Source organism: Mycobacterium sp. (assembly GCF_032159765.1).
Taxonomy (GTDB): Bacteria; Actinomycetota; Actinomycetes; order Mycobacteriales; family Mycobacteriaceae; genus Mycobacterium.
On record NZ_JAVHWM010000133.1, the window covers coordinates 1 to 20,898 of the forward strand.

General features: G+C 64.4%; 21 protein-coding genes. 12 read left to right on the plus strand and 9 right to left on the minus strand.

Annotation, left to right across the window (positions count from 1 at the left end; translation table 11 throughout):
• From QOH60_RS14905 to QOH60_RS14915, 3 genes are all read right to left on the minus strand, one after another.
• Positions 1 to 177, minus strand: a 177-nt coding sequence (locus QOH60_RS14905) for a nitroreductase/quinone reductase family protein (protein ID WP_526421699.1), incomplete at its 3' end; no start/stop codon positions are given.
• A 9-nt stretch (positions 178 to 186) separates the two neighbouring features.
• Complete coding sequence (locus QOH60_RS14910; protein ID WP_526421616.1) at positions 187 to 573, minus strand: DUF8021 domain-containing protein; 387 nt, start codon at positions 571 to 573, stop codon at positions 187 to 189.
• The gene (locus QOH60_RS14915; protein ID WP_526421618.1) at positions 573 to 1,733 is read right to left on the minus strand and encodes a steroid 3-ketoacyl-CoA thiolase; all 1,161 of its coding nucleotides are present in this window, start codon (positions 1,731 to 1,733) and stop codon (positions 573 to 575) included. Before QOH60_RS14915 ends, QOH60_RS14910 begins: the two co-directional genes overlap by 1 nt.
• A gap of 118 nt (positions 1,734 to 1,851) precedes the next feature.
• Here QOH60_RS14915 and QOH60_RS14920 point away from each other — a divergent pair, with 118 nt between their 5' ends.
• The 7 genes from QOH60_RS14920 (at position 1,852) to QOH60_RS14950 (ending at position 9,754) form a co-directional block, all read left to right on the plus strand.
• A complete protein-coding gene (locus QOH60_RS14920) occupies positions 1,852 to 3,105 on the plus strand; it encodes a cytochrome P450 (RefSeq protein ID WP_526421620.1) in 1,254 nt (417 codons plus the stop codon).
• Positions 3,106 to 3,137: 32 nt separating this feature from the next.
• A complete protein-coding gene (locus tag QOH60_RS14925) occupies positions 3,138 to 4,151 on the plus strand; it encodes an acyl-CoA dehydrogenase family protein (RefSeq protein WP_526421701.1) in 1,014 nt (337 codons plus the stop codon).
• Positions 4,136 to 5,299: an acyl-CoA dehydrogenase FadE29 gene (gene fadE29, locus QOH60_RS14930; protein ID WP_526421622.1), complete on the plus strand. Its 1,164-nt coding sequence runs from the start codon at positions 4,136 to 4,138 to the stop codon at positions 5,297 to 5,299. The genes QOH60_RS14925 and fadE29 overlap by 16 nt, the downstream gene beginning before the upstream one ends.
• A complete protein-coding gene (locus QOH60_RS14935) occupies positions 5,296 to 6,252 on the plus strand; it encodes an OB-fold domain-containing protein (RefSeq protein WP_526421625.1) in 957 nt (318 codons plus the stop codon). Before fadE29 ends, QOH60_RS14935 begins: the two co-directional genes overlap by 4 nt.
• Positions 6,249 to 6,683, plus strand: coding sequence for a MaoC family dehydratase (locus tag QOH60_RS14940; protein WP_526421627.1), 435 nt, complete (start codon positions 6,249 to 6,251; stop codon positions 6,681 to 6,683). Before QOH60_RS14935 ends, QOH60_RS14940 begins: the two co-directional genes overlap by 4 nt.
• Positions 6,683 to 7,849 carry a 17-hydroxy-3-oxo-4-pregnene-20-carboxyl-CoA lyase gene (gene ltp2, locus QOH60_RS14945; RefSeq protein WP_526421629.1) on the plus strand — a complete coding sequence of 389 codons (1,167 nt, stop codon included), beginning with the start codon at positions 6,683 to 6,685 and terminating at the stop codon, positions 7,847 to 7,849. The genes QOH60_RS14940 and ltp2 overlap by 1 nt, the downstream gene beginning before the upstream one ends.
• A 480-nt stretch (positions 7,850 to 8,329) precedes the next feature.
• Positions 8,330 to 9,754, plus strand: coding sequence for a lipopolysaccharide biosynthesis protein (locus QOH60_RS14950; RefSeq protein WP_526421631.1), 1,425 nt, complete (start codon positions 8,330 to 8,332; stop codon positions 9,752 to 9,754).
• A 61-nt stretch (positions 9,755 to 9,815) separates the two neighbouring features.
• On the opposite strand, the gene QOH60_RS14955 is transcribed toward QOH60_RS14950, so the two are convergent.
• Genes QOH60_RS14955 through kstD form a run of 3 tightly spaced genes read right to left on the minus strand, consistent with a single transcriptional unit; the run spans position 9,816 to position 14,083 of the window.
• Positions 9,816 to 11,480 carry a GMC oxidoreductase gene (locus QOH60_RS14955; protein ID WP_526421633.1) on the minus strand — a complete coding sequence of 555 codons (1,665 nt, stop codon included), beginning with the start codon at positions 11,478 to 11,480 and terminating at the stop codon, positions 9,816 to 9,818.
• A 43-nt stretch (positions 11,481 to 11,523) separates the two neighbouring features.
• Positions 11,524 to 12,384, minus strand: a complete 861-nt coding sequence (chsH3, locus tag QOH60_RS14960) for an enoyl-CoA hydratase ChsH3 (protein WP_526421635.1) — start codon at positions 12,382 to 12,384, stop codon at positions 11,524 to 11,526.
• A 1-nt stretch (position 12,385) separates the two neighbouring features.
• On the minus strand, positions 12,386 to 14,083 hold the full coding sequence (gene kstD / locus QOH60_RS14965; RefSeq protein ID WP_526421637.1) for a 3-oxosteroid 1-dehydrogenase: 1,698 nt from the start codon (positions 14,081 to 14,083) through the stop codon (positions 12,386 to 12,388).
• A gap of 74 nt (positions 14,084 to 14,157) precedes the next feature.
• Between kstD and QOH60_RS14970 the strand changes: the two genes are divergently transcribed.
• Genes QOH60_RS14970 through dmpG form a run of 3 tightly spaced genes read left to right on the plus strand, consistent with a single transcriptional unit; the run spans position 14,158 to position 16,920 of the window.
• Positions 14,158 to 14,943 carry a 2-keto-4-pentenoate hydratase gene (locus QOH60_RS14970; protein WP_526421639.1) on the plus strand — a complete coding sequence of 262 codons (786 nt, stop codon included), beginning with the start codon at positions 14,158 to 14,160 and terminating at the stop codon, positions 14,941 to 14,943.
• A gap of 10 nt (positions 14,944 to 14,953) precedes the next feature.
• Positions 14,954 to 15,874 (plus strand): acetaldehyde dehydrogenase (acetylating), encoded by a 921-nt coding sequence (locus QOH60_RS14975; protein ID WP_526421641.1) that lies wholly within the window; start codon positions 14,954 to 14,956, stop codon positions 15,872 to 15,874.
• Positions 15,871 to 16,920, plus strand: a complete 1,050-nt coding sequence (gene dmpG, locus QOH60_RS14980) for a 4-hydroxy-2-oxovalerate aldolase (protein ID WP_526421643.1) — start codon at positions 15,871 to 15,873, stop codon at positions 16,918 to 16,920. The genes QOH60_RS14975 and dmpG overlap by 4 nt, the downstream gene beginning before the upstream one ends.
• Here dmpG and QOH60_RS14985 read toward each other — a convergent pair.
• Positions 16,917 to 17,453, minus strand: coding sequence for a hypothetical protein (locus QOH60_RS14985; protein WP_526421645.1), 537 nt, complete (start codon positions 17,451 to 17,453; stop codon positions 16,917 to 16,919). The two genes, dmpG and QOH60_RS14985, sit on opposite strands and share 4 nt — an antisense overlap.
• Positions 17,454 to 17,539: 86 nt before the next feature.
• On the opposite strand from QOH60_RS14985, the gene QOH60_RS14990 reads away from it, so the two are divergent.
• Complete coding sequence (locus QOH60_RS14990) at positions 17,540 to 17,932, plus strand: hemophore-related protein (RefSeq protein ID WP_526421647.1); 393 nt, start codon at positions 17,540 to 17,542, stop codon at positions 17,930 to 17,932.
• A 4-nt stretch (positions 17,933 to 17,936) separates the two neighbouring features.
• Here QOH60_RS14990 and QOH60_RS14995 read toward each other — a convergent pair whose 3' ends face one another.
• Together QOH60_RS14995 and QOH60_RS15000 are read right to left on the minus strand one after the other, a co-directional pair.
• Complete coding sequence (locus QOH60_RS14995) at positions 17,937 to 18,671, minus strand: FkbM family methyltransferase (RefSeq protein ID WP_526421649.1); 735 nt, start codon at positions 18,669 to 18,671, stop codon at positions 17,937 to 17,939.
• A gap of 10 nt (positions 18,672 to 18,681) precedes the next feature.
• Complete coding sequence (locus tag QOH60_RS15000; protein WP_526421651.1) at positions 18,682 to 19,683, minus strand: IclR family transcriptional regulator; 1,002 nt, start codon at positions 19,681 to 19,683, stop codon at positions 18,682 to 18,684.
• 86 nt (positions 19,684 to 19,769) lie between these two features.
• Between QOH60_RS15000 and QOH60_RS15005 the strand changes: the two genes are divergently transcribed.
• Positions 19,770 to 20,897 (plus strand): hypothetical protein, encoded by a 1,128-nt coding sequence (locus tag QOH60_RS15005; protein ID WP_526421653.1) that lies wholly within the window; start codon positions 19,770 to 19,772, stop codon positions 20,895 to 20,897.
• The last annotated feature ends 1 nt before the right edge of the window (position 20,898 follow it).

Sequence of the window (20,898 nt, forward strand, 5' to 3'; positions counted from 1 at the left end):
GCGCGGCTCGCCGCTCTTGCGGCCAATCGTGGTCAGCAGCGCCACGGGAATCTTCTGGAATTCTCCGCCGAGCCGTCCGCCACTGCGGCGGTACATGAACGCGTTGGCCCGTGACATCCACTTGATGATGAAGTCCGTGTACCGCTTGTTCAGGTGTCGCGGCGGCGGCTTCGGCATTCGTTGAGGCTATCGCGTGATGTAGGGCCGGATGCTCGCCCGGATGCGATGGATCTTCCCGTCGTGCTCCGGGATCACGAAGACCTCGTCGAGGTGGGCTCCCACTCGCCGTCCTGCGAGTGACGGCTTCGTCACCAGGTCGTAGCGAGCCCGGACCTCGTCGCCCGTCACCGTGTACTCGGGCGGGGTGGTCGAGGCAATCACTCTGTACTGAAGACCACGATTCAAGCTGCGGCGCAGGTGATTTCCTGAGAAACCGGTCTTGAGGCCAACCTCGACTCGTGTGCAGTCAGGGGCAAACTCCACGCCGTCGGCATTGTGCGAAGTCAGCGCATCGATGTACGCCTGCGCGACGGCGATCCGCTCGGTCTCGGTGTAGATGCGGGTGTCGGGCATCAGATCCGCTCGATGATCGTTCCGGTGGACAATGCCCCGCCGGCACACATGGTGATCAACGCGGTGCTCTTGTCCGAACGCTCCAACTCGTGCAGCGCGGTGGTGATCAGGCGGCTACCTGTGCAGCCGACCGGGTGACCCAACGCGATCGCGCCGCCGTTGACGTTCACCGTATCCATGTCAGGTTCATGGACCCGTGCCCACGACAGCACCACCGACGCGAACGCCTCGTTGATCTCGGTGATGTCGATGTCGCCCATCTTCATCCCCGCCTTCTCCAGCACCCGGGTCGTCGACTGCACCGGACCGTCGAGGTGGTAGTACGGCTCAGCACCGACGAGCGCCTGGCTGACGATCCGTGCCCGCGGCGTCAACCCCAGCGCCTTCGCCTTGTCTTCGTCCATCCAGAGCACCGCCGCTGCCCCGTCGCTGATCTGCGACGACGTCCCTGCAGTGTGAATGCCGCCGTCCTGCACAGGTTTCAGCTGGGACAGCCCTTCCAGCGTGGTGTCCCGCAGACCCTGGTCGCGGGTGACCGGCGCGCGCTCGGAGGTGGGCCGCTTGTTCTCGTCGAGCACCGGAGCCTCGATGGGGCTGACCTCACGGTCGAACCGGCCCTCGTCCCACGCCTGCTTGGCATTCCGCTGCGAGGCTAAGCCGAACTCGTCGATGTCCTCGCGGGTGATGCCGCGTCGCTTGGCGATCCGCTCAGCGGCCGTGAATTGATCGGGCAAGTCGATGTCCCACGACTCCGCGCGCCAATTGCGGTCCGGCCCGGCGTTGGCGCCCAGCCCGATGCGGCTCATCGCCTCGATGCCGCACGCGATGCCGATGTCGATCGCCCCTGCGGCAATCAGCCCGGCGATCAGGTGGTTGGCCTGCTGGCCGCTGCCGCACTGACAGTCGACGGTGGTGGCGCCTGCCTGCTCCGGCAAACCCGCCGTGAGCCACGCGGTCCTGGTGATGTTGTTCGACTGTTCGGCGTACTGCGTGACGCAGCCGCCGATGAGCTGCTCGACGTCGCCGGCGCTGATGCCGGCCTTCTCCACAAGAGCCTTTTGCACGGCACCCAACAGCTCGGTTGCATGCAGTCCGGACAACCATCCGTTGCGCTTACCGATCGGGCTGCGAGTGGCCTCAACGATGACAGGGTTACCCATTCCGTCAGGCTAGAACACGTTCCATTACTCTGACAAGCGACGATGCCAAGACGCCTTTTGTCTGCGGTGAAGGCATGTTTTACTGGAACTAGAACACGTTGTAATAAGGAGCCCAGCAATGCCCAGCCCCCACCTGCCGCCCGGCTTCGACCCTACGGATCCCGACATCTGCGTGAAGGGCATGCCCGTCGAGGAGTTCGCCGAGCTGCGCAAGGCCGCGCCGATCTGGTGGTGCGAGAACACTCCCGGTCGCGCCGGCGGATTCAACGACGGCGGCTACTGGGTGGTGACCAAGCATCAGGACGTCAAAGAGATGTCCCGCCGCAGCGACGTGTTCTCCAGTTTCGAGAACGGCGTCATCCCCCGGTTCAACGACGACATCGAGCGCGAGAACATCGACGTGCAGCGATCCGTGATGCTGAACATGGACGCGCCGCACCACACCCGTCTTCGCAAGATCATCGCCCGCGGGTTCACCCCGCGGGCTGTCGAGCGGCTGCGTGAAGAGCTGAACGACCGAGCCCAGAAAATCGCCATGGCGGCGGCCTCCAGTGGCGCCGGAGACTTCGTCGAGCAGGTGTCGTGCGAGTTGCCGCTGCAGGCCATCGCGGGGCTGCTCGGCGTGCCGCAAGAGGACCGCATGGAACTGTTTCGCTGGTCGAACGAGATGACGGGCAACGACGACCCCGAATACGCAGACGTCGACCCGAAGGCGTCGTCAATCGAGCTGATCATGTACGCGATGAAGATGGCCGAGATCAAGTCGAAGAACCCCGGCGACGACATCGTGACGACACTGATCGAAGCAGACATCGAAGGCGAGAAGCTCTCCGACGACGAGTTCGGCTTCTTCGTCGTCATGCTCGCCGTCGCCGGCAACGAGACCACACGGAACTCCATCACCCACGGCATGATCGCGTTCGCCGAACACCCCGATCAATGGGAGCTTTACAAAAAGGAGCGGCCGGCAACCGCCGCCGACGAAATCGTCCGATGGGCGACGCCGGTGACGTGCTTCCAGCGCACCGCGCTCGAGGACACCGAGCTCGGGGGGGTGCAGATCAAGAAGGGCCAGCGACTGGTCATGTTCTACCGGTCGGCGAACTTCGACGAAGAAGTCTTCGAAGACGCAGAAAAGTTCGACATCATGCGAGACCCCAACCCGCACGTCGGTTTTGGCGGCACCGGCGCGCACTACTGCATCGGCGCGAATCTGGCGAAGATGACCATCGACCTGATCTTCAACGCAGTTGCCGACCACATGCCCGATCTGACTCCGCTGTCCGATCCGGTGCGGTTGCGGTCCGGTTGGCTCAACGGGATCAAGCACTGGGAGGTCGACTACACCGGCAAGTGTCCGGTGAAGCAGTAATGTCTGATCTTCGCGCAAGCGGCTCATCCGCGATGGACTTCTCACTCGAGCCCGAGCAGCAAGCCGTCGCCGACGTCGTCACCTCCGCGCTCGAACGCGACAACAGCTGGGACGCTCTCGTTGCAGGCGGGGTGACAGCACTGCCGATCCCCGAGCGCCTCGGCGGCGACGGCGTCGGGCTGCCCGAAGTCGCGACCGCGCTCACCGAGATCGGGCGGCACGGCCTGATCAGCCCGGCGCTGGCCACATTGGGGCTCGGTGTGGTTCCTCTCCTTGATCTCGCCACCGACGAGCAGCAGGATCGTTATCTCGCAGGCGTGGCCAAGGGCACGGTGCTGACGGCCGCGCTCAACGAGCCCGGTTCGCCGCTGCCCGAGCGACCTGACACCAGGCTCGCCAATAATCGCTTGACCGGCACCAAGATTGGCGTGCCGTACGCCGAGCAGGCGGAGTGGATCGTCGTTACTGCCGATAGCGGGGTGGCGGTGGTGTCGCCGAAGGCGGCAGGCGTGCAGGTGACCAAGACACCGACGTCGAACGGCTCCGACGAGTACGTCGTCACGTTCTCCGATGCGGAGGTCGACACGGTGCTGGCCGGCGCTACAGCTCACCGTGTGAACCAGCTGGCATTGGCGATGACCGGCGCGTATGCGGCGGGCCTGGTGGCCGGAGCGTTGCGGCTGACCGCCGACTACGTGGGCAGCAGGCACCAATTCGGAAAGCCGTTGTCCACCTTCCAGACCGTGGCCGCTCAGCTTGCGGAGGTCTACATCGCCTCCCGCACAATCACATTGGCGTCGACGTCGGTGGTCTGGCGGTTGGCAGAAGGTCGTGACGCCGACGACGATCTCGACGTGCTTGGGTACTGGCTGACCTCCCAGGCACCACCCGTGATGCAGATCTGCCACCACCTGCACGGCGGGATGGGAATGGACATCACCTACCCTATGGATCGTTACTACTCCACGATCAAGGACCTGACCCGACTACTGGGTGGGCCATCTCATCGTCTCGACCTGGTGGGAGAGCTATGTTCATCGAACTGACCCCGGAGCAACGGCAGCTGCAAGCCGAGCTACGGCAATACTTTTCGAGCCTCATCTCCCCCGAAGAGCGGGCCGCGATGGAAGCTGACCGGCACGGCAAGGCGTACCGGACGGTGATCAAGCGCATGGGTTCGGACGGCAAGCTCGGTGTCGGATGGCCGAAGGAGTTCGGCGGCCTGGGATACGGCCCGATCGAGCAGTCGATCTTCGTCAACGAAGCCCACCGGGCCGACGTGCCGCTGCCTGCGGTGACGCTGCAGACCGTCGGGCCTACTCTGCAGGCGTTCGGCAGCGAACTCCAGAAGAGAAAGTTCCTGCCTTCGATTCTCGCCGGTGAGGTTCACTTCGCCATCGGCTACACCGAACCCGAAGCCGGCACCGACCTGGCGTCGCTGCGCACCACCGCGGTGCGGCACGGCGACGAGTACATCGTCAACGGCCAGAAGATCTTCACCACCGGCGGACACGACGCCGACTACGTCTGGCTGGCGTGCCGTACCGACCCGGACGCCGCGAAACACAAAGGCATCTCGATGCTGATTGTCGACACAACGGATCCGGGCTATTCCTGGACACCGATCATCCTGTCGGACGGCGCACACCACACCAATTCCACCTACTACAACGACGTTCGCGTGCCCGCCGACATGCTCGTCGGCGAGGAGAACGGCGGCTGGAGGTTGATCACCACCCAGCTCAACAACGAGCGCGTCATGCTCGGTCCGGCCGGTCGCACGGCCGGCGTCTACGACCGGGTGCACGCGTGGGCCTCGAAGCCAGGCGCCGACGGTGTCACGCCAATCGACCACGACGACGTCAAACGCGCGCTCGGCGAGATCTATGCCATGTGGCGAATCAACGAGTTGCTCAATTGGCAGGTCGCGGCGGCGGGTGAGACCATCGACGTCGCCGACGCCGCAGCGACGAAAGTGTTTGGGACCGAGAAGATTCAGTACATCGGACGACTGGCCGAAGAGATCGTCGGCAAGTACGGCAATCCCGCGGAGCCGGAGACCGCAGAGTTGCTGAACTGGTTGGACTCCCAGACCAAGCGCAATCTGGTCATCACGTTCGGCGGCGGTGTCAACGAGGTGATGCGGGAGATGATCGCGGCGGCGGGCCTGAAGGTGCCGAGGGTTCCAAGGTGAAACCAGAGGACATTCACACAGCCGTCGATCAGATCAAGGCAGCGGGACGCAGCAAGCCCCGAGTGGGGCGAGATCCGGTGAACCAGCCAATGATTCGGCACTGGGTCGACGCGATCGGCGATGACAACCCGATCTACATCGACGAAACCGCGGCCACGCAGGCCGGTCACCCCGGCATCGTCGCTCCGCCGGCGATGATCCAGGTGTGGACGATGATGGGACTGGGCGGCAATCGCCCGGACGACGACCCGATCGGCCCGATCATGGAGCTGTTCGACGCCGCAGGGTATATCGGGGTAGTCGCCACCAACTGCGAGCAGACCTACCACCGGTATCTGCGGCCAGGTGAGGACGTCAGCGTCGTCGCCGAACTCACCGACGTCGTGGGACCGAAGCAGACCGCACTCGGCGAGGGCTATTTCGTCAGCCAGAAGATCACCTGGCAGGTCGGCGACGAAGATGTCGCCGAAATGAACTGGCGCATACTCAAGTTCAAGCCGCGGGACGACGACACCTCGGCTGCGGTCCCCGACGACCTCAACGCCGACGCCATGATGCGCCCGGCTCAATCACGGGACACGAAGTTCTTCTGGGACGGTATCAACGCTCACGAGCTGCGGATTCAGAAGCGTGCCGACGGCAGTCTGCAGCATCCGCCTGTGCCTGCCCTGTGGCAGGACAAGCTGGACCCGATCGACTATCAGGTTGCCAGCGGCAAGGGAACGGTGTTCAGTTTCGTCGTTCACCACGCCCCCAAGGTGCCTGGTCGCACACTGCCGTTCGTCATCGCGCTCGTGGAACTCGAAGAGGGGGTGCGGATGCTCGGCGAGCTCCGCAATGTGGACCCGTCAACCGTGGAGATCGGAATGCCCGTCCGCGCAACGTATATCGACTTTCCTGCCAATGACGTCGGTCCCGCGTGGACCCTATACGCGTGGGAGCCCAACACATGAGTGCCCCCACGATCGACGTAGGCACGAAGCTGCCCGAGCTGTCGATCTACGGCGACCCGACGTTCATCGTCTCGACCGCGATCGCCACGCGCGACTACCAGGACGTGCATCACGACCGGGACAAGGCGCAGGCCAAGGGATCCAAGGACATCTTCGTCAACATCCTCACCGACACCGGCCTCGTGGAGCGCTACGTCACCGACTGGGCGGGCCCGAAGACGATCGTCAAGTCGATCGGGCTGCGGCTCGGCGTGCCGTGGTACGCCTACGACACGGTGACCTTCCGAGGCGAGGTAACCGACGTATCAGACGGCATCGTCACGGTGAAAGTCGTTGGCAGCAACAGCCTTGGCGATCACGTCGTCGCCACGGCCACGCTTGCTGTCGACTCTTCGCGCGAGCGCTCATCGACGACTATCGGGGACGCGTAATGCCGGGTGAACTGTCCGGCAAGGCCGCGATCGTCGGCATCGGCGCCACGGACTTCTCCAAGGACTCCGGCCGCAGTGAGCTTCGGCTCGCATCGGAGGCGGTGCTCGACGCCCTCGACGACGCCGGCCTGACGCCCGCGGACGTCGACGGCATGGTGACGTTCACGATGGACTCCAACACCGAGGTCGCGATTTCGCGGGCCGTCGGAATCGGCGACCTGAAGTTCTTCTCGAAAATCCATCACGGCGGCGGCGCGGCCTGCGCGACTGTTCAGCAGGCGGCGATCGCGGTCGCCACCGGCGTCGCGGATTGCGTTGTGGCGTACCGGGCCTTCAACGAACGGTCAGGCGTGCGGTTCGGGCAAGTGCAGGCTCGGCTGTTCGAGAACGCCGACTCGACGGGCGTCGACAACTCGTTTTCCTATCCGCATGGTTTGTCGACTCCGGCCGCACAGGTGGCGATGATCGCCAGGCGCTACATGCATTTGTCCGGGGCGACGAGCCGCGACTTCGGGGCCGTGTCGGTGGCTGACCGCAAGCACGCGGCCAACAACCCGAAGGCCTACTTCTACGAAAAGCCGATCACCATTGAGGACCACCAGAACTCGCGATGGATCGCCGAGCCGCTGCGCTTGCTGGACTGCTGCCAGGAAACCGACGGCGCTGTCGCGTTGGTGGTGACGTCGGCCGAGCGGGCCAAGGATCTCAAGCACCGTCCCGCGATCATCGAGGCGGCGTCACAGGGGTCGAGCCCCGATCAGTACTCGATGGTTAGCTACTACCGGCCAGAACTCGGCTTGCCCGAGATGGGGCTGGTGGGCGATCAACTGTGGTCCCAGTCGGGTTTGAAGCCCACTGACATCCAGACCGCTGTCCTTTACGACCATTTCACGCCGTTCACCCTGATTCAGTTGGAGGAGTTGGGGTTCTGCGGTCAGGGGGACGCGAAGGACTTCATCGCCGACGGCGCGATCGAGATGGGCGGGCGGCTGCCGATCAATACGCACGGCGGCCAACTGGGCGAGGCGTATATCCACGGTATGAACGGCATCGCGGAGGGCGTGCGACAGCTGCGCGGCACGTCGGTGAACCCGGTTCCGGACGTCGAACACGTGCTCGTCACCGCGGGCACCGGCGTACCGACGTCGGGCCTGATCCTCGGCTGACGCGGCTCCGGTCGCCGATCTTGCACACGTGTTTGTCACCGTTAGACACCGGCGTACCGACCTCAGAAGTTATCCGGGGCTAACTGCGTGCTGGACACAGGATGCTCGGCGGGGGGCGGGCGGATGGGGCGGACCCGTCCGCTATCCGGCCCCGATGATCGCCCGCTCACCTGCAAATTCAATGCCTAGGGTCTATAAGCAACTTCTGATGGATGTACTCTGGTGGTGCGCAAAACATACCTCTAGGTCACTGACCAGTAATGTGACAAACTGTTGGTTGGAAACGCGGGCGACGAGAGAGGTGACCGTGGAACTGCAGCAAACAAATTATGCTGCGCCAGCCCAGTTGCTGCTCGGCCTGCGGGGTGACACGAGGTGACCCGATCACTACGCGCTAGCCCGCAACACTCGGCTCGATCCGATGGGCCGGCGAGCCGGCAGACGAGTGGCGATCGTGCCGCGGCAACGACGAAGTCGTCGGTGCCTCTGAAGCAGAGCGCGAATGGTGAATTGCGTCGCAGCTTCGGGTGGCGATCACTGGCCGCGGTGGGTGGTCTGGCATCGACGTTTCTGTTGTCGGTTGTCGTGGTTCGCAGTCTTGCCGCCCAGGAAGCCGCGACATTTTTCGCGATTCTCGCGGCACTGTCCTTCGGACCCAAGGTTGGATGTCTCGGAATGGGCCCCAACCTCATTCGGCTGATCACCGCGGAGCCCGATCCAATCGTCCGACGTCAGATTGCGGGCACGCACATCCAGGCGACCCTTCTCCTCACGGGCCTCAGTGCGCCACTGATTGCTCTAGTCGGCTGCAACGGGCTTCTGGGGCATGACGATTTCTTGCCGGTCTTCATCATGGCCACCTTCCTCATCGCCATCGAATCTGTTCGCCTTCTCATCGGCGACATCTTCGCCGCCGCCGGTCGAGTGCGCGCTTCGGTCGCGAGCATGCATTACGTCCGCAGCTTGCTGGTCCTGCCCTTTGTGGCACTTGTCCTGTTCGCTGTCGGCCGGCCTTCCCTGATTCTGGTCGTGTCCACTTTCTTGGCTGTCTCAGCCGTGCATTTCGCGTTCACTGTCGTTCACGTTCGGCACGACGTGAAGATGCTCAAATTCTCCGACGGAATGTCCACACTGCGGCTGGCAATCAGGCAGGGCGCGCAGTTGTCGAGCCTCGACCTGGCGGAGTTCCTCGTCCTTCAAGGAACGATCTGGCTGGCCACTGCCACACTCAGCCCCGAGATCGCGACTCAATACGCTGCGGCCGTGACTCTTGCGATGCAGGTCACGGTGTTAGAGAGCCTTGCGGCACTCTCCGTCGCCGCGCCCGCCGGACGACTCTGGGCGGCGGGCAAGAAGGATCAGGTCGTCAGAATGCTCTCCAATAACTCGACGCTGAGCGTCGTCGTGGTCCTCGTCGTGGTGGCGGTTCTGGCCACTCTGGGCCCGTTCGCCTTACAGCTCGCATACGGCCCGGCCCTGCGCCCGGCGGCCGCGATGCTGCTGGTGATCGCCATCGGCGGTATTTTTCAAGCCTTCTGCAAGAGCAGCATCATCCTGCTGATCGTCAGTGGGCACATCGGTGCAGCGGCTCGTACAGCAACGATTCTGCTCATCGTCGCAGTGCCGGCGGCTGTGGCCGCAGTGTTGTTGAGCGGGCCAATCGCCCTCGCGATAGTAACCTCGCTGAGTATTGCGTCAATGTCGCTGTGCCAGTTCTTTACCGCGCGCAAGGTCGTCGGCGTGGGTTCCCACGCCCACTTTCACGTCATCCGCGCGTTGAGAGAAATAAGGAATGACCCCGACGTCGAGTCAAGTACTACTCAGGTGACGACGAAACCACGAGAGGCGATGACGCGCAGGACCGACAACCGCGGGGCGTCCTATCCCTATCAGGCGGAGTCGTGAGGCGGCAGCTCGCCTAACGGCGATTCCACGCAACTTATTGCCGTAGAACAGTTTACAGAAGTCACGAGTACGCGACCCCGAGTTTCGATTTCACGTGATCTGCGAGCCGCAATGTCAGCGAGAGCAACGTCAGAGTCGGATTCGCATAACCCAGGCCGGTCGGAAATACAGAACTTCCCGCGAGATAGACGTTGGTGAGGCCGTGGACGAGGCAGTTCTCGTCCAAGACACCGAGCGCCGGATCGACATGCATGCGGGTACCGCCCATCTGGTGGTGGAACCCGGGCTGACGCGGACGGCTGGGCCCCAGGAAGCCCGACCACCGGTGGAAGCGTCCGATGCCCGCGGCTTCGATCTGTGAACCGAAGATGGCGATCGAGCGGTCAATGTTGTCGCGATCACCCTGGGACCACCGCCAATCGAGCTTGATCCGCTGACGGCCCAACGCATCCCGTGTGTCTGAAAGGCTCAGCTTGTTGTCCCGTTCCGCGGTTTGCTCCGGAGCTGCCCACAGTTCAATGGTCTCGTAGCGCCGTCGATCTGCCTCCTGTTGCGACCACCCGCCGCGCCACTCCTCGTAGTATCGGTGCCTGCTCTCCAAGAATGCGCTCGTGGCGTCGCGCGGCGACCGTAGAAGCGGCCGAAGGTGTCCAAAGAGGTTGGATTCCCTCTCCTTCCGCCGTACGGCAGCCGACAGCGATGCCATCGCGAGGTGGGTTTCCGTGCCGAAAGTGCGGCCGCGCGGGATCAGCCCGACGCTCATATTGAGAAGGTTCTCAGACCGCTTCACGTCCTCGGCGATCGTCAGAAATCCGCTGACCATGTGCCGACCCACCCAGTGGAGGTCGTAAAGCCCAATCTCGTCGAACAATTCATGCCGGCTCGGGTCGATGGTTCCCATCCGAAACTCCGGATGGCTCGTGACATAACGCCCGACGTTGTCGTGCCGGTTGCCGACCGCGCCGGGCCGGGTCAACGCCGACGAGAGCAGCAGCTGGGAGTTCTCGACGCCGCCGCCGGCGACGACGAAGAGCTTTGCCGCGACCGAGAACCTCTCACCGTTCCCACGCGCGACACTCAAGCTTTGTGCCCGCCCCGGCGCGCTGTCCGCATCCAGCGCCAGGCCGGTGCAGCCAAGGTAGATGTCGACATTGGCTGCCGACAGCAGATCGTCTCGGTAACGCACTGCGAAGACATCGCGTGGCCCGTGCTGGCAGATTCGGGTGATAAGAACGCCATCCGGAGTATCGATGGGCTGTGCGGTGTCGCTTGACCAATTGTTGGCGGCATAGTCGAAGGGGCCACCGTTCCAGACGGATTGCGCACGTCGAAAGAATGGATCGAGATCCTCTAACGTCACCGGCCAGCATGCACTTGATTGACCGGTGCACGGAGCAAGGTCGATTTCCTCGGGAGGCAGGCACCGCGCGTATCGGCGACCGTCGTCCGGATCTGCTGTGTACACCCACATGTTTGTGGTTCCGCCGAACTGCTTTCGCCGACCCTCGGCAATGGCATCTTTGTCGAAGTAGTAAGAGTCGACTTCTCCAGCAGCGAGGCGCTGGGCGCTGTCGTCGTACGTGAACTGTCCACTCTCGAGCAGAGTCACCCGAACGGGGAGATCGATGAATTCACGGGCAAAAGTGATGCCCGCCGCGCCGGCGCCGATCACGCAAATGTCGGTTTCAACGACGACAGGCGTGTTCGCGCCTTGGGTGATCAACATTCCGCGCCTCTCAGGGTCCAGCTTTCCTATCTGGCAAGAGAACTCAGGCCGGGACTAGCTCGACTCCCGAGAGCACCGGTTCGTCCTCTCGGCCTGGTGCGGTGACGGCGGCGACGATCCGCGCGTCCTCCTGCCAAATCCGCGCGAGCAGCATCTCGCCGGGGTATGCGACGCCGGCGAACCGCGCGCCGTAGCTGCGAACCCGGCTCACGTCGCTGTCGAGGCAGGCGTCCACTATGGCCTTGCAGGCAATCCCGAAGCTGCACAGGCCGTGCAGGATAGGTCGCGGAAAGCCCGCTGCAGCAGCGAATTCCGGGTCGGAGTGCAGCGGGTTGCGGTCACCGCAGAGCCGGTAGAGCAGAGCCTGCTGCGGAAGCAGCGGCAGCGGCACCTCGTGATCGGCGGGCCCGTCGGGGACGGTCGATGACGTCGACGGCCCGCGCTCGCCACCGAACCCGCCTTCACCGCGGGCGAAGATCGACCTGCGCTGGGTCCACAGCGGTGTGCCGTCGGTGGCCGCCACGGTCGTCTCGGTCACCACCACCGCGGCCTTGCCCTTGTCCCAGACCTCGACGATCCTGCTGGTCGAGCGCGCGCTGCCGGACGGCGGCACCGGCCCTGGCACTGTCACGTGCTCAGAGGCGTGCAAGATCCTCGCCAGGTCGATCTCGACGCCCGGCCAGCTGACCTTCGGCGGCTCGGTGTCGTTGAACGTCGCGGCCACGCAGCCGAATGTCGGCAGCACCTGCGGTGTGTGGTCAACCAGATAGCTCAGCTCGCGCGGGTTCATCGGGTCGGCGCCTGCACCAAGTCCGAGATGGTAGAGCTGCACATCGCTGCTGCTCCAACTGAATTCAGTCGCCGGGAGCTCGGCGCCAATCGCCAAAGACGGGTCGATGGGCATGTCAGCTCTTTTCGGTCTCCGGGTTCTCGGCGATGTGCAACGCCGCCAGATAACCAAACACCATGGCGGGCCCGATTGTCCCGCCGGGCCCCGGATATGTGTGACCCATCACGGGGGCACTGACGTTCCCTGCGGCGTACAACCCACTGATGACGCTGCCGTCGTCGCGTAGCGCCCGGCCGTGCACGTCCGTGCGGATGCCGCCCTTGGTGCCGAGATCGCCGGGCACCATCTTGGCCGCGTAGTACGGGGCATGGCTGATCTCACCGAGGTTGGGGTTGGGCTTGTTCGTTGGATCGCCGTAGTACTGGTCGTACGCGCTTTCGCCGCGGTGGTAATCGTCGTCGACGCCGGAGCGCGCGAACCTGTTGAAGCGCTCGACCGTCGACACCAGCTGTTCGGCAGGCAGGCCCGCCTTTTGCGCGAGTTCCTCGAGCGTGTCGGCCTTGACGATCACTCCGCTGTCCAGCCACTTGTTCGGAATGCGTTGTCCCGGATTCAATCCCGCAAAGATGTAGCGGTCCCGGTATTGCTGGTCGAACACCAGCCACGCCGGAACGTTCTCGCCCGGGCCCGCGCCCTGCCCCCACTGGCCGCCGTACATGTGATGGCACGCTTCGACGTAGGGCATGGATTCGTTCATGAACCGCGCACCCGACATATTGACGATGATCGATCCCGGGGAATTGCGCTCGGACAGCGCGAACCACGGCGCACCGACCAAAGGCACGGTCGGTCCCCACCACGCGTCCTCCATCACATCGAGGCCGGCGCCGAGCTTCTCGGCGGCCAGGATCCCGTCGCCAGTGTTGGCCTTTGCGCCGACGGTCCACTCGGTGGTGATCGGCGCGCGTTGGTACTTGACCCGCATCTGCTCGTTGTGCTCGAAGCCGCCGGATCCGAGGATCACCGCTTTGCGTACCCGAATCAGTTGGGGCTCAGCGGATTCTGGTCCGCTCGTATCGCGGACGTAGACTCCGCGCACCACGCGGTCCTCGACGAACAGGTCGGTCAGCGCGGTGTTCAGCAGCACCGGCACGCCGGCGTCACGCAGCCCGATCCGCAGCGGCCCGATGAGTGCGCGCCCCATGCCGACAAGGTTCTTCCCCGTGGCCTTGGCCCACATGGTTCGCGCGCCGACTTTCAGACTCCGGAGCACGCCGCGCGGGTGGCGCTTGAGCATGTTCAGCCGCACGTAATCCTGTTGCATGACAACGACATTGAGTGGCACCTTGCCGTACGCCGGTTCGAGCCCGGCTTCGTCGGGGCCCAGCTTGTGCGCGTTGAACGGCTTCGGCTCGATCGACCTTCCGCCGGCTCGGCCCCCCGGCGCCTCGGGGTAGTAATCCGAATAGCGCGGCACCCAGCACATTTTCAGAGGAGTCTTCTTCAGCACGAACGAGAGCATTTCCGGCCCCCGCTCGAGATAGGTATCGATGCGCTCGGGCTCGACGACGTTGCCGATGATGCCGTGCAGATACGTGCGCGCGGCGTCAGCGGTGTCCGTCACGCCGTCTCGCTTGAGGATCTCGTTGTTCGGGATCCACACCCCGCCACCGGATCGAGCGGTCGAGCCGCCGAAGTGCGGGGCCTTCTCGATCACAACTGTCGATAGACCCTTATGAGCTGCTGTCAGTGCGGCTACCATGCCCGCAGCACCGCTGCCCACGACGACGACGTCGTACTCCTGTCCAGTCATACTAGAACACGTTATAGAATTGGCCCGGTCGGGCGCTACCGACCCCGCCGCAAAGAACAAAGGGGCGACCACCGATGCTCAGCGTTCAGACGCGCGACGAACTTGCTGCGGACCTGGCGGAGGCCGAACGCAGCCGAGTGCCGATCGCCCCGCTGACAGACGAAAACCCCACGATAGACGTGGTTGATGCGTACGAGATCCAGCTCATCAACATCCGCCAGCGGGTCGCCGAGGGGGCCCGCGTGATCGGCCACAAAGTAGGCCTGTCGAGCAAAGCCATGCAGCAGATGATGAACGTCGACGAACCTGACTACGGGCATTTGCTCGACGAGATGGAAGTGTTCGAGGACACCCCGGTCAAGGCGGACAGATATCTGTACCCGCGCGTAGAAGTTGAGGTCGGTTTCATCCTCGCCGAGGACCTGCCCGGCGCGGACTGCACGGAGGACGACGTGCTGGCGGCGACGGCCGCGTTCGCGCCGTCGATCGAGCTGATCGACACCCGCATCACCGACTGGAAGATCAAGCTCTGCGACACCATCTCCGACAACGCGTCGTCGGCGGGATTCGTGCTCGGGAAATCGCGCGTCGCACCGAAGGACGTCGATGTCAAAGGGATCGACGCGGTGCTGACCCGCAACGGCGAGGTGGTCGCCAAGGGCCGCAGCGACGCCGTACTCGGTAATCCTGTGACCGCAGTGGCGTGGCTGGCCCGCAAGGTGGAGAGTTTTGGTGTGAGGCTGCGCAAGGGTGACATCGTGTTGCCGGGGTCCTGCACCCGCGCGATCGACGCCCGGCCCGGTGACCACTTCGTCGCCGACTTCGACGGACTAGGGTCCGTGCAGTTGACTTTCGAATAGAGGAATTCCGATGACATCTAAAGCAAGTGTCGCGATCGTCGGCTCCGGCAATATCAGCACCGACCTGCTGTACAAGCTGTTGCGCTCGGAATGGCTCGAACCGCGCTGGATGGTCGGCATCGATCCGGCGAGCGAGGGCCTCAAGCGCGCCCGTGACCTCGGTCTGGAGACCAGTGCCGAGGGAGCCGACTGGCTGCTGGGACTCGACGAGAAGCCGGATCTGCTGTTCGAGGCGACGTCAGCCTATGTCCACCGTGACGCCGCCCCGCGGTACGCCGAGGCCGGCATTCGCGCGATTGACCTGACGCCCGCTGCCGTCGGCCCCGCCGTGATTCCGCCCGCCAACCTGCGCGAGCATCTCGACGCGCCGAACGTGAACATGATCACCTGCGGCGGCCAGGCCACGATCCCGATCGTGTACGCAGTGTCCCGGGTGGTCGAAGTGCCGTACGCGGAGATCGTCGCGTCGGTGGCATCCGTGTCCGCCGGGCCAGGAACGCGCGCGAACATCGACGAGTTCACCAAGACCACCAGCCGCGGCGTCGAAACGATCGGCGGAGCCACACGCGGCAAGGCGATCATCATCCTCAACCCCGCCGACCCGCCAATGATCATGCGCGACACCATCTTCTGTGCGATCCCCGAAGACGCCGACCGCGACGCGATCGCGCAGTCCATCAAAGACGTCGTCGCCGAGGTGCAGACCTACGTGCCCGGCTACCGGCTGCTCAACGAGCCTCAGTTCGACGAGCCCTCGCTCAACTCGGGCGGCTACGCACTGGTGACGACGTTCGTTGAAGTCGAGGGCGCAGGCGATTACCTGCCGCCGTACTCGGGCAACCTCGACATCATGACCGCGGCGGCGACGAAGGTCGGCGAGGAGATCGCCAAAGAGAGCCTGAGCGCGACCGCTCAAGGAGGCCAAGCATGAGTACCGACATCTACTTCAACCCGATGTGGGATATCCGGATGACGGACACGTCGCTGCGCGACGGGTCACATCACAAGCGTCACCAGTTCACCAAAGAGGAAGTCGGCGCCATCGTCGCGGCGCTGGACGCCGCCGGCGTGCCCGTCATCGAGGTCACCCACGGCGACGGGCTGGGCGGGTCCAGCTTCAATTACGGCTTCTCCAAGACCCCCGAGCAGGAGCTGATCAAGCTCGCCGCCGAGACCGCCAAGGAATCCAAGATCGCCTTCCTGATGCTCCCGGGGGTCGGCACCAAGGAAGACATCAAGGAGGCGCAGAACAACGGCGGCTCGATCTGCCGGATCGCGACGCATTGCACCGAAGCCGACGTCTCCATCCAGCACTTCGGGCTCGCCCGCGAACTCGGCCTGGAGACCGTCGGGTTCCTGATGATGTCCCACACGATCCCGCCGGAGAAACTCGCCCAGCAGGCGCGCATCATGGCCGACGCTGGATGTCAGTGCGTGTACGTCGTCGACTCCGCGGGCGCCCTGGTGCTCGAAGGTGTCGCCGACCGGGTGTCCGCGCTGGTCGCCGAACTGGGTGACGACGCGCAGGTTGGTTTTCATGGCCACGAGAACCTCGGCCTCGGGGTGGCGAACTCAGTGGAGGCTGTGCGCGCGGGCGCCAAGCAGATCGACGGCAGCTGCCGACGGTTCGGTGCCGGCGCGGGCAATGCGCCGGTAGAGGCGCTGATCGGAGTGTTCGACAAGATCGGAGTCAAGACGGGCATCGACTTCTTCGACATCGCCGACGCCGCCGAGGAGGTCGTCGCTCCCGCGATGCCGGCCGAGTGCCTCCTGGACCGCAATGCGCTGATCATGGGCTACTCGGGGGTGTATTCCAGCTTCCTCAAGCACGCGATCCGGCAGTCCGAGCGCTACGGCGTGCCGGCGCACAAGCTGCTGCACCGCGCCGGGCAGCGCAAGCTGATCGGTGGCCAGGAGGATCAGCTGATCGACATCGCTCTGGAGCTCAAGCGCGAGCAGGAGGCGGCGAGCGCCTAGCCACGCGCCGATTTCGTCAACGAACCTGCGTTCGCGTCCGCCAGCAGGCAAATGGCGGTGCCTGGCGCATCCGGAACGTTGCCGGTGCGATCCTGGCCGGAATCGACCAGATAGCTCACCGCATACGGACTACCGTCCAGCGGGCGGCCCGTGTACTTCGGAAATTCCGCCACACACGTCCGATTCGCGACATCCGGGACGGTGCTGTCGACCCACATCGGGGCACGCGCGAACACCTCTGCTTTGTGGGCCGTGGCGCAGTCGACCACCGTCGTCATCAGCTCGCCGACGTCGACCTGCGGCACGTCTGTCATGCAGTCACCGACTGCGAGGTCGACCCACTTCACGCTGCGCGGAGCCGGGGCGGTGGGTGCCGGAGGTGGGGCGGATGCCGCGGTGCTCGTCGGCGCCGCGCTTGTCGGCGTCGTCGCGGGATCTGCGGGCTGCGGCGTGCAGCCCGCCGCGAGTCCCACTGAGATCAGCGATATCGCCAACCCGGACCTACCCGGGGTGGTGAGCGGGAAACGAGTCATCCCTGCAAAGGTTAGGCATGCCGCTAACGCAACGGTTCAACGAGTCGATAAAGGGAACACCATCTCCGAACAGAGGAGCGCAATCCGTGATCATTGCCAGAGCGATCGTTCGCCGAGCTGTGCTGGCCACCATCGCCGCCGCCGTCCTGGTCGGGGTGTCCTTGGCCATCGTCATGCTGCCGACAGCAAAGGCGGAGCCAGCTCCGTGTAGCGCGGCCAACCTGACAACGACCATCGCCACTGTCAATCAGAACATCTCCCAATACCTAGTTGCCCATCCAGACACCAACCAGGCGCTCACTGACGTCGCCAAGCAGACACCGTTCGCGGCTCAATCGGCGTTCTCGTCGTATTTCGACGCCCATCCGGCCGAGGGCGCTGACCTGCACAACCTGCAGCAGCCGCTGCGCGATCTCAGCGATCAGTGTGGTTTCCAGGTGTCGGCCGGGCAGGTCCTCGGCGCGCTGAGCGACCTGTAGAGCGTCACGCGCGGAACAGATAGTTCCGTGCGTCCTCGTGGATTGCCGTCGTCGTCACCCACGTGTTGCGGTGCCACACGCTCATCCGGTACCCGCGGTCGCTCAGGAAGTCGACGACGTCGGCGGCTCGGTACCCGAAGCGCTCGACGTGACGTTCCTCGATCTCGATGAGCAGCGCGGGCTTGAAGCGGTCGATGGTCTCCTTGCCGCCCTCCAGCACCCGCAACTCGGCGCCTTCGACGTCGGCCTTGACGAAGTCGACACGGCCGATGCCGTTGGCTTCGACGAAATGGTCCAACGTGTCGGTTTTGACTAAGACCTCGAGATGGTCGGTGAACTCCTCGTTGGACCCGAGACCCTTGCTGCCGGCGGTAAGGAAAGAGCGGCCTGTGACGGGCACGCCGTGGCGGACCGGCACGCTCATCACTTCGCGGCCTTGCTCGGTGCCGAGCGCGACCGAATGTCGCACGATGTTTCGGCCCTCACGCGGGCGCAGCAATAACGACAAGGTGGGATGTGCGAAGACCAGGGGTTCAATACTGTGCACGGTTCCGTGCGAGCCGATGAGCCGCGACAGCGTGACCGTGTAGTGCCCAAGGGCCGCACCGATATCGATACACGTGTCGCCCGGCTTCACGACTTCGCGTAGACCGAGAAGCTCCGGCTCCGCCCATGGGGTGAATCTGGCGAGCATCCTCAAGCCGGCGACCACCGCGGCACTGCGAAGTTCGGCTATCACGCGGAACACACTAGACGTGCGCCGCCGCCGAGGAGCTCGGCGTATCGGCCATCATCGCTGCCGAGGAGCTCGGCGTATCGGCCATCATTGTTGCCGAGGAACTCAGCGTGTCGGACGGCGTCGCGCCGCTCAGCTGTGCGGTAAGCGCGTCGGCGGCCGAAATCAGGCCGCGGGCATGGTCGGTGATCTCCGCATCGGTGAGTGCGCGACCGATCCGCAGTGAGGCCACCATCGCCTGCCGCCCGCGATGGTCATACACCGGCGCCGAGATCACGCTGATGTCGTGGCGCTGCCTTGCGCGCGACGACTCGCTGCGCAGATATACACGCTCGCCGACGTCGGAGACGATCTCGCCGAGCAGTGCGCGCAACTCATCGGGCAAGTGGGTGGACATGCCAGCCAACAGCGCGTACAGCCGCTGCCCACCGGGCGTCAACCGCTCGACGAGGTAACCGTCTGCCCGGCACTCGGCGATCACGCGGTTCAGCCGCTGGGCGTCGGTGCGCAGCGGGATCGTCGGTTCCTTGGCCAGCCAGCTGCGCACTGCCGCGTCGTCCCACAACACGAACATCAGTCCCACCGGCGGAGCGAACGGATAGCTCTGGCCCACCTCGACGCCCGCCCGGTCTCCCGGCGGCCCAACGAGCTCGAGCAACGTGATGCGGTCGTCCACCACGGCGGACAGCGCCGCCGTCGTGCCGAATTGTGTTGACAGACGGAGAAGTTCGTCGCGGGCCGCGGGGCTGACCCGCAATGACTCCTGGGCCTTGTGCCCAAGCGTGATCAGCGCCGGGCCCAGCCGATAGGACTTGTCGCCTGCGTCTCGGATCAGGTAGCCGGCCTCGGCGAGCGTGGTGACGATGCCGAGGCAGGTGGGCTTGCTGAGATCTACCCGGCGCGCCAGCTCGGACACCCCGAATCGCTCCTGCGGGCGTCGGGCCAGAAAGTCGAGGACCCGCACGACGCGGCTCGTCGGCGGCGACGCACGGGTGGCCGACTCGGGGGCGGGCATGTGGCGGATCCTACCGCGCGTTCCAAATATGAACCGTTAAGGTCAGATAATTGACCGCTTTTAGAACACGTTCTAGTCTCGACGACGTGTACACCGACCCGTTGACCGAGGCGATCGCGGAGGCGGAGAAGCTGGTCGCCGCCGCACCGCACATCGAAACCGAAGCCGATCTTCTCGAGGGCCTGCAGTACCTGGCTCAGGGCATCGCCCACTGCACGCACGTGGCGTTCCACCATGACCGGGACCATCCGTTCTTTCTCAGCGGCACAGGCCCGTTCACGAAGATGGGTTTGGACAACCCTGACACGCTCTACTTCGGCACGCGCGTGCAACCGGGTCACGAGTACGTCGTCTCCGGGAAGCGCGGGACCACCACCGACCTGAGCTTCCAGCTGTTGGGCGGCGAGTACACCGACGAGGGCGTGCCGGTCAGTGAGGCGGCATTCGACGACCGCGAACTCGACGTCTCCGATGATGGCAGCTACGAGTGGCGGTTCACGCCTCAAGGCCCGGCGCAGCTGGTCGTGCGCGAGGTCTACAACGACTGGTCGGCGAGACGCGGCACGATCGCGATCAAGCGCGTCGACACGGCGGGCACGGCGCCGCCGGCGCTCACTGCGCAGACGATTGAAAAGCGGTACGGCAGTGCGGGAAAGCAACTGGTCAACAGGGTCAAGACCTGGTTGCAGTTTCCGCAGTGGTTCTACCTCAACCTGCCGGTCAACACCCTGGTCGCGCCGCGGCTCACCCCAGGCGGCCTCGCGACGCAGTATTCGTCCGTCGGTCACTTCGACCTGACGCCGGAGCAGGCTCTCGTGATCACACTGCCCCAGCCCGATGCGCCCTACCTCGGGTTCCAGCTGGGCAGCCTGTGGTACATCTCGTTGGACTACATCAACCACCAGACGTCGCTGAACGGCACTCAGGCACAGGTCGATCCGGATGGAAAGATACGAATCGTGGTGTCGGACAGCAACCCCGGCGTGACCAACTGGGTGGAGACGCTCGGTCACCGCAAGGGCTATCTTCAGTTCCGGTGGCAGCGGGTGTCGCGCGAGTTGACAGAAGCCGACGGGCCGACGGCCGAGGTCGTCGCTCTCGACGCGGTGCCGTCGGTATTGCCGTACTACGAACAGAACAAGATCACTGAGGAAGATTGGCGAGCGCGGATTGCCCAGCGGCAGTACGAAATCGCTTCGAGGATGCTGGGGTGAC